General features: G+C 70.9%; 8 protein-coding genes. All 8 read left to right on the plus strand.

Annotated elements, in window-relative coordinates; genetic code table 11:
- The first annotated feature begins 7 nt into the window (after positions 1–7).
- The 8 genes from OHT51_RS43390 (at position 8) to OHT51_RS27245 (ending at position 13320) form a co-directional block, all read left to right on the plus strand.
- Complete coding sequence (locus tag OHT51_RS43390) at positions 8–652, plus strand: 5-deoxy-glucuronate isomerase (protein WP_443052569.1); 645 nt, start codon at positions 8–10, stop codon at positions 650–652.
- Positions 649–2532: a 3D-(3,5/4)-trihydroxycyclohexane-1,2-dione acylhydrolase (decyclizing) gene (gene iolD / locus OHT51_RS27215; RefSeq protein ID WP_328881541.1), complete on the plus strand. Its 1884-nt coding sequence runs from the start codon at positions 649–651 to the stop codon at positions 2530–2532. Before OHT51_RS43390 ends, iolD begins: the two co-directional genes overlap by 4 nt.
- Positions 2533–2546: 14 nt before the next feature.
- The gene (gene mmsA, locus OHT51_RS27220) at positions 2547–4049 is read left to right on the plus strand and encodes a CoA-acylating methylmalonate-semialdehyde dehydrogenase (RefSeq protein ID WP_328881542.1); all 1503 of its coding nucleotides are present in this window, start codon (positions 2547–2549) and stop codon (positions 4047–4049) included.
- Between the two features lie 217 nt (positions 4050–4266).
- Positions 4267–5664 (plus strand): APC family permease, encoded by a 1398-nt coding sequence (locus OHT51_RS27225; RefSeq protein WP_328881543.1) that lies wholly within the window; start codon positions 4267–4269, stop codon positions 5662–5664.
- Between the two features lie 131 nt (positions 5665–5795).
- Positions 5796–8447, plus strand: a complete 2652-nt coding sequence (locus OHT51_RS27230) for a CocE/NonD family hydrolase (protein ID WP_328881544.1) — start codon at positions 5796–5798, stop codon at positions 8445–8447.
- Positions 8444–9307, plus strand: a complete 864-nt coding sequence (locus OHT51_RS27235) for an ABC transporter permease (protein ID WP_328881545.1) — start codon at positions 8444–8446, stop codon at positions 9305–9307. The genes OHT51_RS27230 and OHT51_RS27235 overlap by 4 nt, the downstream gene beginning before the upstream one ends.
- Positions 9308–9454: 147 nt before the next feature.
- Positions 9455–11017: a vWA domain-containing protein gene (locus OHT51_RS27240; RefSeq protein ID WP_328881546.1), complete on the plus strand. Its 1563-nt coding sequence runs from the start codon at positions 9455–9457 to the stop codon at positions 11015–11017.
- Positions 11018–11394: 377 nt separating this feature from the next.
- Entirely contained in the window at positions 11395–13320 is a 1926-nt protein-coding gene (locus OHT51_RS27245; RefSeq protein ID WP_328881547.1) for an AMP-dependent synthetase/ligase, read from the plus strand.
- Positions 13321–13322: the final 2 nt, after the last annotated feature.

Raw genomic sequence — 13322 nt, forward strand, 5'->3', positions numbered from 1 at the left:
GGGCCTTATGACGAACCACGAGCCGCACAACGGGACGAACGACGGGCCGCACGCCGGGACGGGCAACGGGACCCACAGCAACCTGCGGATCGTGGAGTTGGAGCCCGGTGGCACGCACCTGTTCACCACCGGGGACAGTGAATGGATCGTGCTTCCGCTGAACGGTGGATGCACCGTGGACATCGAGAACGAGAAGTACCAACTCCTGGGCCGGGACAGCGTATTCAGTGGAGTCACCGACTTCGCCTACGTGTCCCGTGACGCCCGGGCACAGATCGCCTCCGGCGCGGGTGGCCGCTTTGCTTTGGCAGGAGCGAAGTGCGAGCGAAGACTCCCCGCCCGCTACGGCCCCGCGCCGGAGGTCTTTGTCGAAGAGCCTTCGCGGCCACGACATGTACTACGTCACCCGCCCCATGGCAGAGCTTCGGGCCTGCAGCGCGGTCGCCACCGGCTGTGGCGTGCCGTGTGCGTCCAGCGCCGAGCCCGCAAGGCGCGAACTCGGCCTGATGGCCGAAGGAGACGGTTTCGCAACGGTGTTGATCACCTGAGGTGCGGTGCGGGCCGTCGAGTCATAGGGGGCGGCGGAGCCGTACAGGAGTGGCGGATCTGCTTCCATCCGGACCACGCAGAAGGCACAGGGGGTTACCGATGACCTCAACGACGAGGCTCACGGTCGCGCAGGCGCTCGTCCGCTTCCTGTCCGCCCAGTACACCGAGCGTGACGGCGTACGACAGCGGCTGATCGGCGCCACCTGGGGCATCTTCGGCCACGGCAACGTCGCCGGGATCGGCCAGGCGCTCGTCGAGTACGGCGAGTTCATGCCGTACCACCAGGGCCGCAACGAACAGGCGATGGTGCACGCGGCGGTCGGTTACGCCCGCCAGTCGAACCGCCTCTCCACGCACGCCGTGACCACGTCCATCGGTCCCGGCGCGACCAACCTCGTCACCGGCGCCGCCCTCGCGACCATCAACCACCTCCCGGTGCTGCTCCTCCCCGGCGACATCTTCGCCACCCGTCCCGCCGACCCGGTCCTCCAGCAGCTCGAAGTGCCGTGCGCGGGCGATATGTCGGTGAACGACTGTCTGCGCCCGGTGTCGAAGTACTTCGACCGGATCACCCGGCCCGAGGCCCTGATCCCGTCGGCCCTCCATGCCATGCGGGTGCTCACGGACCCCGTCGAGACGGGCGCGGTCACCCTCGCACTGCCGCAGGACGTCCAGGCCGAGGCGTACGACTGGCCGGACGAGTTCTTCGCCGAGCGCGTCTGGGCCGTACGGCGTCCGGGCGCCGACCCCACCGAACTCGCCGAGGCGGTACGCGTGATCCGCGACGCCCGGCGTCCCCTCGTCATCGCAGGCGGCGGCGTCCACCACAGCCGCGCGGAGGAGGCCCTCGCCGAGTTCGCCGAGGTCACCCGCATCCCGGTCGCCTCCACGCAGGCCGGCAAGGGCTCCCTGCGCCACGACCACCCCCAGGACGTCGGGGGAGTGGGCCACACCGGCACCGCCACCGCCGACGAACTCGCCCGCACCGCGGACCTGGTGATCGGCGTCGGCACCCGCTACACCGACTTCACCACCGCTTCCGGCACCCTCTTCACCGGCGAGGGCGTGCGCTTCCTCAACCTCAACATCGCGCCCTACGACGGCCACAAACTCGCCGGCATGCCGCTGATCGCGGACGCCCGTACCGGCCTGGAGGAGCTGACCGAGAGGCTGGAGATGCACGACCACCGGGTCGCCGGCTCCTACGTCACCGAGTACACCGAGGACAAGGAGCGCTGGGAGCAGCGCGTCGACGCCTGCTACGAGGCCGACGAGCCGGACGTACGGCCGACGCAGCCGCAGGTCCTCGGCGCGCTGGACGCGATCGTCGACGAGTCGGACGTGATCATCAACGCGGCCGGTTCCCTCCCCGGCGACCTGCACAAACTGTGGCGGGCCCGCTCCCGGGACCAGTACCACGTGGAGTACGGCTACTCCTGCATGGGCTACGAGATCCCGGCCGCGATCGGCGTGAAGATGGCCGCGCCCGAGCGCAATGTCTGGGCGCTGGTCGGCGACGGCACCTATCTGATGATGCCGACGGAGATCGTGACCGCCGTGCAGGAGGGCGTCGCGATCAAGGTGTTGCTGGTGCAGAACCACGGGTACGCGTCCATCGGAGGCCTGTCGGAGGAGACGGGTGCCGAGCGCTTCGGCACCGCGTACCGCCATCGTGCGGCCGACGGCACTTTCACGGGTGCCCCGCTCCCCGTCGACCTGGCCGCCAACGTGGCCGGCCTGGGCATGCGGGTGCTGCGCGCGAAGACCGTACGTGACCTGCGCGAGGCGCTCACCGAGGCGCGCGCGGCGGACACACCCACATGTGTCTACGTCGAGACCGAAACGGCAGACACTGTGTCGGGCCCGCCGCCGGCGCATGCCTGGTGGGATGTTCCTGTGGCCGAGACCGCGACCCGACCGTCGGCGGTCAAGGCACGGGAGCTGTACGAACGGCACGTCTCGACCCGACGCCGCCATCTGTGAAGGAGTTACTGGGCATGACGAAGATCGTCAACCACTGGATCGGCGGCAAGATCGCCGAAGGCGCGTCGGGCACGTTCGGGCCGGTCACCGACCCGGCGACCGGCGCGGTCACCACGAAGGTCGCGTTCGCCTCGGTCGACGAGGTGGACGCCGCGGTCGCCGCCGCCAAGGAGGCCTACCTGACCTGGGGCCAGTCGTCGCTGGCCCAGCGCACCTCGATCCTGTTCAAGTTCCGGGCGCTGCTGGACGCCAACCGCGACGCGATCGCCGAGCTGATCACCGCCGAGCACGGCAAGGTGCACTCCGACGCCCTCGGTGAGGTGGCGCGCGGCCTGGAGATCGTCGACCTCGCGTGCGGCATCAACGTGCAGCTGAAGGGTGAACTGTCGACGCAGGTCGCGAGCCGCGTGGACGTCTCCTCGATCCGGCAGCCGCTGGGTGTCGTCGCGGGCATCACGCCGTTCAACTTCCCGGCGATGGTCCCGATGTGGATGTTCCCGATGGCCATCGCGTGCGGCAACACCTTCGTGCTGAAGCCGTCCGAGAAGGACCCGTCGGCGTCGATCAAGATCGCCGAGCTGCTGGCGGAGGCCGGTCTCCCGGACGGCGTCTTCAACGTCGTGCACGGCGACAAGGTGGCCGTCGACCGCCTCCTTGAGCACCCGGACGTCAAGGCCGTCTCCTTCGTCGGCTCGACCCCGATCGCCCGCTACATCCACACCACCGCCTCCGCGAACCACAAGCGCGTCCAGGCCCTGGGCGGCGCCAAGAACCACATGCTGGTCCTCCCGGACGCCGACCTCGACGCGGCCGCCGACGCCGCCGTGTCGGCCGCCTACGGCTCCGCGGGCGAGCGCTGCATGGCCATCTCCGCGGTCGTCGCGGTCGGCGCCATCGGCGACGAGCTGGTGGAGAAGATCCGCGAGCGCGCCGAGAAGATCAAGATCGGCCCCGGCAACGACCCGACGTCCGAGATGGGCCCGCTGATCACGGCCGTGCACCGCGACAAGGTGGCGTCCTACGTCGAGGGCGCGGCGGCCGAGGGCTGCGAGGTCGTCCTCGACGGCACCGGCTACACGGTCGACGGCTTCGAGGACGGCCACTGGATCGGCATCTCCCTGCTCGACAAGGTGCCGACCAACGCGAAGGCGTACCAGGACGAGATCTTCGGCCCGGTCCTGTGCGTGCTGCGCGCCGAGACGTACGAGGACGGCGTGGCGCTGATCAACGCCTCGCCCTTCGGCAACGGCACCGCGATCTTCACCCGGGACGGCGGCGCCGCCCGCCGCTTCCAGCTGGAGATCGAAGCCGGCATGGTCGGCGTGAACGTCCCGATCCCGGTCCCCGTCGGCTACCACAGCTTCGGCGGCTGGAAGGACTCGCTCTTCGGCGACCACCACATCTACGGCAACGACGGCACGCACTTCTACACCCGCGGCAAGGTCGTCACCACCCGCTGGCCCGACCCGGCCGACGCCCCCTCCGGCGTCGACCTCGGGTTCCCGCGCAACCACTGACGCCGAGCGCAACCACTGACGCCTGGCGTCGGGGCCGTCCGCATCGCGGACGGCCCCATTTTTTTGCGGGCCCGCGCTGCGGTTCCCGCACGCCCGGAAGTCGCGCTGCGGGCGGCCTTGACGCAACGTTAACGCGTGAAATGGTGCCGCATGGCTGCGGATTCCGTAGGTGAACACCCATTGACGTGATGGTTTCCGTCGATGTTGCATCCCCCTCGTGACCGACACCCTCACCCCTGTCGAGGGCGCCGTCGTCGAGGCGTCCGACAGCCCCAAGAAGCTCAAGCGCTCCATCGGCGTCGTCGGCGGCACGCTCCTCACGCTCTCCTGCGTGACCCCGGCGTCCACCCTCTTCGTGGTCGTCCCCGACCTGTTCGGCTCGCTCGGCACCGCCACCGCCCTGACGATCGCCATCGGTTCGCTGCTGTGCATCGCCGTGGCGTTCTGCTACTCGGAGCTGGGCACCCTCATCCCCAGCGCGGGCGGCGAGTACGCCATGGTGTCCACGCTGGCCGGACGGCTCGCGGGCTGGCTGGTGTTCGTGCTGTCGCTGCTGGTCGTCATGGTCGTCCCGCCGGTGATCGCGATGGGCACGGCCGACTACCTCGCCCCGATCGTCGACCTCGACCCGTCGATGGCCGGCGCCGGCGTCATGCTCCTCGCCACCCTCGCCGGCCTGCTCGACCTGCGCGCCAACGCCTGGATCACCGGCGTCTTCCTGGTCCTGGAGGTCATCGCCGCGGCCGTGGTGGCAGTGCTGGGCTTCGCGCACGCCGAGCGCGGCCCCGCGAGCCTGGTCTCGATGGAGGTGGCAGGCGCGGACGGCCGTACGGACACCGTGACGGGCCTGCTGGTCGTCTCCGGGCTCGCGATCGCCCTCTTCGTCACCCAGGGCTTCTCGACCGCCGTCTACCTCTCCGAGGAGCTGGAGAACCCGCGCCGCAACGTCGCCCGCACGGTGCTGGCCACCCTCGCGATCTCCGCCGTGATCATCCTGGTCCCGGTCGCCGCCATCACCCTGGGCGCCTCGGACATCGGGGAACTGACCGGCGGCGACATCGGCACGATGGTCACCGCCTGGTCCAACTCCGCGGTCGGCACCTTCGTCAGCCTCTGCGTAGCCCTCGCCATCATCAACGCGGGCATCGTCATGGTCATCCAGAACTCCCGCGTGCTGTTCGCCTCGGCCCGCGACAAGGCCTGGCCCGAGCCGGTCAACAACGTTCTCGCCAGGCTCGGCCGCTTCGGCTCCCCGTGGGTCGCCACCCTCGCCGTCGGCGTGCCGGGCGCCGCACTGTGCTTCGTCAACCTCGACACCCTGTACGGCGTCACGGGCGTCTCGGTGACCGGCATGTACCTGCTCGTCGCGGTCGCCGCGCTGGCGGCCCGCCGCAACCCGCACAAGCACACACCGGCATGGCGGATGCCGCTGTGGCCGGTGATGCCAGTGCTGTTGATCGTGGTTCTCGTGTACATCCTCAGCCAGCAGGAGACGAGCCACCTGCTCTGGACGGGCGGCATCACGGCGGTGGCCACCCTGTACTGGGCGCTGTACCTGCGCCCCCGCAGGCAGACACGGTGGCTCGTGACAATTCCGGAAGACCAACAGACCTGAAGGGGGGCGGGGAAGGCGCCGTCGTACCACGAACGCGGTAGACAAAATCCCCGCCGTACCCCCAGAGAAGGTCCCGCGATTCAGCCCTCGGTCGATAACTTGCCGACAGGTTCACCCCGTACCGTTGAAGCATGGATCTTCGACTGCCCGGACTGCGTGGGCGCGTGCGGAGGCCGCGACGGTGGATCGCCGTCGCGGCCTCCGTCGTCGTCCTCGCCGGCGCCGGTACATGGACGGCCGTCGCCGACGACGACGTGCCGCCGGTGCGCAGCACCGACCGGGTCATGGACATGGGCGGCGGGGTGCGCGTGGACACCTCGTACTTCACGTCGGGATCCGGCGGACGCCGCCCCGCCGTCCTCCTCGCGCACGGCTTCGGCGGCAGCAAGGACGACGTACGGCAGCAGGCCGAGGACCTCGCCCGGGACGGGTACGCGGTCCTGACGTGGTCGGCCCGCGGCTTCGGGAAGTCGACCGGCAAGGTCGGCCTGAACGACCCGAAGGGCGAGGTCGCCGACGTCTCCCGACTGCTCGACTGGCTGGCGAAGCAGCCCCAGGTCGAACTCGACAAGGCCGGCGACCCGCGCGTGGGCATGGCGGGCGGCTCCTACGGCGGCGCCATCTCACTGCTGGCCGCCGGCCACGACGACCGGGTGGACGCCATCGCCCCGGCGATCACGTACTGGGACCTCGCGGACGCCCTGTTCCCGAACGGCGTCTTCAAGAAGCTCTGGGCGGGCATCTTCGTCAACACCGCCGGCGGCTGCGACAAGTTCGAGACGCAGATCTGCGAGATGTACGAACGGGTCGCCGAGTCCGGCACCCCGGACGCAGCCGCCCGCACCATGCTGGAGGAGCGCTCACCGTCCGCGGTCGGCGACCGCATCGACGTGCCGACCCTGCTCATGCAGGGCCAGTCCGACTCCCTCTTCACGCTCGGCCAGGCCGACCGGGCGGCGAAGGCGATCCGCGCCAACGGCGCCCCCGTCGACGTCGACTGGATCTCCGGCGGCCATGACGGCGGCGACATGGAGACGAGCCGTATCCAGGGGCGCGTGCAGTCCTGGTTCGACCGCTACCTCAAGGACGACAAGAGCGCCGACACCGGCCCGGCCTTCCGCGTCACCCGCACCGGAGGCGTCGACTCCACCGACGGCCAGGCCATGCTGCGGGGCGCGAGCGCGGACACCTACCCCGGCCTGGAGAGCGGGCGGAAGTCCATCGCCCTCACCGGCCGCGAGCAGAGCTTCGCCAACCCGGCCGGCGCCAACCCGCCCGCCGTCTCCGCCCTGCCCGGCCTCGGCGGCTCCGGCGGCCTCGCCCAGCTGTCCTCGCTCGGCGTCGGGGTGTCGCTGGAATTCCCGGGCCAGTTCGCCGCGTTCGAGTCGGCGCCGGTCGACGACAACCTGCACATCACCGGCTCCCCGACGGCGACCGTCCACGTCAGGTCGACCAGCGAGGACGCGGTCCTGTTCGGCAAGGTCTACGACGTCGGCCCCGACGGCACCCAGCAGGTGCTGCCGTCGCAGCTGGTCACGCCCCTGCGCGTCGAGGGCGCCAAGTCCGGCAAGGACGTGACGGTCACGCTCCCCGCCATCGACCACGACATCGAGAAGGGCCACAGCCTGCGCCTGGTCCTGTCCTCCACGGACCTCGGCTACGCCTCCCCGGCCTCCCCGGCGACGTACACGGTCTCCCTGAAGGGCGACCTGTCGGTCCCGACCGCGCCCGGCGTGAGCACCGCCGAGGCCCCGCTGCCGGCCTGGGTCTGGTGGCTGCCGCTGACCGGCGTGGTCGTCGCCCTGGCCCTGCTGCTGACGGCCCGCCGCCGCACCGCCACCCCCGCACCCGACCCGGCGCTGGCCGAAGTTCCGCTCCAGATCACCGACTTGAGCAAGCGGTACGCGGGCTCACAGGACCGTTACGCGGTACGGGACCTGTCCTTCCGCGTCGAGAAGGGCCAGGTCCTCGGCCTCCTCGGCCCGAACGGCGCGGGCAAGACGACGACGCTGCGCATGCTGATGGGCCTGATCAAGCCGGACGCCGGCGAGATCCGCGTCTTCGGCCACGCCATCCGCCCCGGCGCACCCGTGCTGTCCAGGGTCGGCGCCTTCGTCGAGGGCGCCGGCTTCCTCCCGCACCTCTCGGGCCGGGAGAACCTGGAGCTGTACTGGCAGGCCACCGGCCGCCCGCCGCAGGACGCCCACCTCGACGAGGCCCTGGAGATCGCCGGCCTCGGCGACGCGCTCGCCCGCGCGGTGCGTACGTACTCCCAGGGCATGCGGCAGCGCCTGGCCATCGCCCAGGCCATGCTCGGCCTCCCGGACCTCCTCATCCTCGACGAACCGACCAACGGCCTGGACCCGCCCCAGATCCGCGAGATGCGCCAGGTGATGATCCGCTACGCGGCCGCCGGCCGCACGGTGATCGTCTCCAGCCACCTGCTGGCGGAGGTCGAGCAGTCCTGCACCCACCTCGTGGTGATGGACCGCGGCCGTCTCGTGCAGGCGGGCCCGGTCGCCGAGATCATCGGCTCCGGCGACACGCTCCTCGTCGGCACGGCCACGGCCGTCGAGGAGCCGGTCGTCGAGAAGGTCGCCGCTCTCCCGGGCGTGGCCTCGGCCGTGCGCACCGACGACGGGATCCTGGTCCGGCTGGACGCCGACGGCAGCGCACAGCGCCTGGTCACCGAACTGGTCCGCCTTGACGTGCCCGTCCAGTCGGTGGGCCCGCACCGCCGCCTGGAAGACGCCTTCCTCACCCTGATCGGAGGCTCCGCATGAGCACGCTCACCGAGCGCACCGAGGTCGCCTCCGGTTACCGGGCGGGCCGTACGCTGCCCCTCCGGGTCGAACTGGTCCGCCAGCTCAAGCGGCGCCGCACGCAGGTGATGTTCGGCATCCTGGCCGTGCTGCCGTTCGTGCTGGTGGCCGCGTTCGCGATCGGCGGCGAACCGGACGGCGGCGGCAACCGCATCACCCTGATGGACACGGCCACGGCGTCCGGCGCCAACTTCGCCGCCGTGAACCTGTTCGTCTCCGCGGGCTTCCTGCTGGTCATCCCCGTCGCGCTGTTCTGCGGGGACACGGTCGCCTCCGAGGCCAGCTGGTCCTCCCTGCGCTACCTGCTCGCGGCCCCCGTGCCCCGGGCCCGCCTCCTGTGGTCCAAGCTCGTGGTCGCCCTCGGCCTGAGCCTGGCCGCGATGGTGCTGCTGCCGCTGGTCGCACTGGCCGTCGGCACGGCGGCGTACGGCTGGGGCCCCTTGCAGATCCCGACCGGCGGCTCACTGGACACGGCCACGGCGGCGCAGCGCCTGCTGGTGGTCGTGGCGTACATCTTCGTGTCCCAACTGGTGACGGCGGGCCTGGCGTTCTGGCTGTCGACCAAGACGGACGCCCCGCTCGGCGCGGTCGGCGGCGCGGTCGGACTGACCATCGTCGGCAACGTCCTCGACGCCGTGACCGCCCTCGGCGACTGGCGCCACTTCCTGCCCGCGCACTGGCAGTTCGCGTGGGCGGACGCCGTTCAGCCCCGCCCCGAGTGGTCCGGCATGATCCAGGGCACCGCGATTTCCGTAACGTACGCCCTCATCCTGTTCGCCCTGGCCTTCCGCGGTTTCGCCCGCAAGGACGTGGTGTCGTAGGTCACCGGAGGATCACCCACCGGTCTCGACGGGCCGTCCCCGTGCCCTCTTCGAGACTCATCCGCAACGCTCCGTAGCGCACGTTCCGGCCCCCTGGCCCGTCACAGTCGCAGAAGTCGACGTCAACGGACCAAGGGGGCACGGACGATGAAGCGGTACCGAACACGAAGGCTGAACGTCACCCTGCTGGCGCTCACCACGGCGGGCGCCCTGCTGCTCACCGGATGCGGCGGGAGCGACGGCAGCGACAGCGGGGGCTACTCGGCGGACGACTCCAGCAAGGGAGGCGGCGACAGCCGAGACGCCTTCCCCGCCCCCGAATACAACGGGGACGACCGGCCCGACGACGACCAGGACGACTCCTCCCGCGACTTCGCGCCCGAGCCCGACCTCCTCTCCACCTTCGCCCTCGACGTCGACACCGCCTCCTACGGCTACGCCCGCCGCACCCTCGCCGAGGGCCGGCTGCCCGACCCGTCGACGGTCCGCCCCGAGGAGTTCGTCAACAGCTTCCGCCAGGACTACGACCGCCCCGACGGCAACGGCTTCTCGGTCACCGTCGACGGCGCCCGCACCGACCGCGAGGACTGGTCCCTGGTCCGCGTGGGCCTGGCCACCCGCCCCGCCTCCGACCCCGGCGAACGCCCGCCCGCCGCCCTCACGTTCGTCATCGACATCTCCGGTTCCATGGCCGAACCGGGCCGCCTGGACCTCGCCAAGGACTCCCTGGGCGTCATGACGAACCGGCTGCGCGACGACGACTCGGTCGCCATCGTCACCTTCAGCGACGAGGCCGAGACGGTCCTGCCGATGACCCGCGTGAACGACAACCGTGCCGAGATCCACGACGCCATCGACACCCTGGAACCCACCGACTCCACCAACCTCGGCGCGGGCATGGAGACGGGCTACGAGGCGGCCGTCGAAGGCCTCCGCAAGGGAGCCACCAACCGCGTGGTCCTCGTCTCCGACGCCCTGGCCAACACGGGCGACACCGACGCGGACACCATCCTCGAACGCATCTCCACCGAGCGCCGCGAACACGGCATCACCCTCTTCGGCGTCGGCGTCGGCAGCGACTACGGTGACGCCCTGATGGAACGCCTCGCCGACAAGGGCGACGGCCACACGGTGTACGTCTCGGACGAGGACGACGCCCACGAGGTCTTCAGCCGCCAACTTCCGCAGAACATCGACCTCACCGCCCGCGACGCCAAGGCCCAGGTCGCCTTCGACCCCGAGACGGTGCGGGAGTTCCGGCTCGTCGGCTACGACAACCGGCAGGTCGCCGACGAGGACTTCCGTGACGACAGCGTCGACGGCGGCGAGATCGGCCCCGGGCACACCGTGACCGCCCTCTACGCCGTCCGCACCGAGCCGGGCACGGAAGGGCACCTCGCCACCGCGAGCGTCCGCTGGCTCGACCCCAAGTCCCGGGCTCCGCGCGAGGAGTCCGGCCAACTGGAGACGGGCTCCCTCGAGGACTCGGTCTGGAACGCGAGCCCCCGCTTCCAGGTCACGGCCACGGCGGCGTACTTCGCCGACGCCCTCCGCCTCGGCGACGACCGCCGACCCTCTTTGCCCGGCGCCACCCGTCTGCCCGAACTGGCCGACCGGGCGGACGAGTTGGCCACGACAACGGAGGACACGGCCGTCCGCCACCTCGCAACAGCCATCCACCAGGCCACCAACCTGACCCCCACCGACTGACCCGGCCCAGTTTCCCTCGCCCCCGCCGCCCCTACCCGTCCCGTCCCTGGGGGCTGCCGCCCCCAGGGACCCCCGCTTCGGCCCTGAACGGGCCTCGTCCTCAAACTCCCCCAGAGGGGGCACCCCCAGACGGGCTGAATGATGCCCGGCGCTGAGAAGTGACCGGCGGAGTGGGCCGTGTTGGTGGCGCATCCCCGCGGCGCCGCAGTCGCCCACGGCCCCGACCCACCACGCACCCGCAGGCGCTACGCGCACCCCCACCGAAACAGCCACAGGCCGCCGCAGGCATCGCGCCGCCCAACCGCCGGAGGCTTGACCTTCCCTTACGCGCGAGTAAGTTGACCCCCCAGTAAGTCCACCTGGCACCGGGAGCCGACATGGGCGTACGCAAGGACCTGAAGCGAGCGAAGCAGCGTCGCAGCGACCTGATGGACCGCACCAGGGTCCAGGTCGTCAAGGACGCCGACGGCGTGGTCCGCGAGGCGAGCACGCCGCCCCTCGCGCCGCGCGCACAATCCGGCAGCATCGCCGACGTCCCTTTCACCAACGCAACCGAGGACCCCGACGCGACAGTCCTCCGCCGCCCCCAGCCCGACGGCACCTGGCACCCCATAACCGCCACCGCCTTCGCCCGCGAAGTAACCGCCGTCGCCAAGGGCCTGATAGCCGCGGGCGTGGAACAAGCCGACCGCGTAGCCGTGATGTCCCGCACCCGCTACGAGTGGACCGTCCTGGACTTCGCCATCTGGGCCGCCGGCGCGCAGACCGTCCCCATCTACGCGACCTCCTCCGCCGACCAGGTGGAGTGGATCGTCCGCGACTCCGGCGCCCGCCACATCGTCACGGAGACCGCCGAAAACACCACCACGGTGACCACAGGCACAGCCGCCCACTCCCACCCCCCGCACACCTGGCAGTTGGACGCGGACGGCCTCGCCGACCTCATCTCGCTCGGCCGCGACGTCCCCGACGAGGAGGTCACCAAGCGCCGTACGGCCCTGACCCCGGACACCATCGCCACCGTCTGCTACACGTCCGGCACCACAGGCAAACCGAAGGGCTGCGTCCTCACCCACGCCAACCTGCACGCAGAGGCCGCCAACACGGTCGAACTGCTGCACCCCATCTTCAAGGAGGTCACCCGGCAGACCGCCTCGACGCTCCTCTTCCTCCCCCTCGCCCACATCCTCGGCCGCTCCCTCCAGATCGCCTGCCTGATGGCCCGCATCGAGATCGGCCACTGCCCGAGCATCAAGCCCGACGAACTCCGCCCGGCGCTGAGGCAGTTCCGCCCCACGTTCCTCGTCGGTGTGCCGTACCTCTTCGAGAAGATCCACGACACCGGCCGCGCGACGGCCGAGAAGATGGGCCGCGCCGCCTCCTTCGACCGCGCCGACCGCACAGCCGTCCGCTTCGGCGAGGCCTACCTGAACAAGTTCCTCGACCAGGGCAAGGGCCCCGGCCCCGCCCTCTACGCGGCCTGGGCCCTGTACGACCTCCTGGTCTACCGCCGGGTCCGCAAGGAACTCGGCGGCCGCATGCGCTACGCCATCAGCGGCGGCTCCCCCCTCGACCGCAACCTCAACCTGTTCTTCTACGCCGCAGGCATCCTCGTCTACGAGGGCTACGGCCTGACGGAGACGACCGCCGCCGCCACCATCGTCCCGCCCCTGCGCCCCCGCCCCGGCACGGTCGGCCAACCCGTCCCGGGCACCGCCGTGCGCATAGCGGACGACGGCGAGGTGCTCATCAAGGGCGGCATTGTTTTCGGCTCGTACTGGAACAACCCGGCCGCCACCGACGCCGTCCTCCAGGACGACTGGTTCGCCACCGGCGACCTCGGTGCCCTCGACGAGGACGGCTACCTCACGATCACCGGCCGCAAGAAGGACATCCTCGTCACCTCCGGCGGCAAGAACGTCTCCCCGGCCGTCCTGGAGGACCGCCTGCGCAGCCGCGCACCGATCGGCCAGTGCCTGGTCGTCGGCGACAACCGCCCCTTCATCGGTGCCCTGGTCACCCTCGACCCGGACGCCGTGAGCCACTGGCTAGCCGTACGAAAGATGCCCGCCGACACCCCGATGTCCGAGGTGATCCAGGACCCCCGGATGCGCGCCGACGTCCAAAGGGCCGTCGACTACGCCAACGAGGCCGTCTCCCGCGCCGAGTCGATCCGCGCCTTCGCCCTGATCGAGGGCGAGTTCAACGAGGACAACGGCATGCTCACCCCGTCCCTGAAGGTCAAGCGGCACGCGGTGACGACGGCGTACGCGGCCGAGATCGAGGAGCTGTACGGCAACTGAGC

The organism is Streptomyces sp. NBC_00299 (assembly GCF_036173045.1).
Classification (GTDB): domain Bacteria; phylum Actinomycetota; class Actinomycetes; order Streptomycetales; family Streptomycetaceae; genus Streptomyces; species Streptomyces machairae.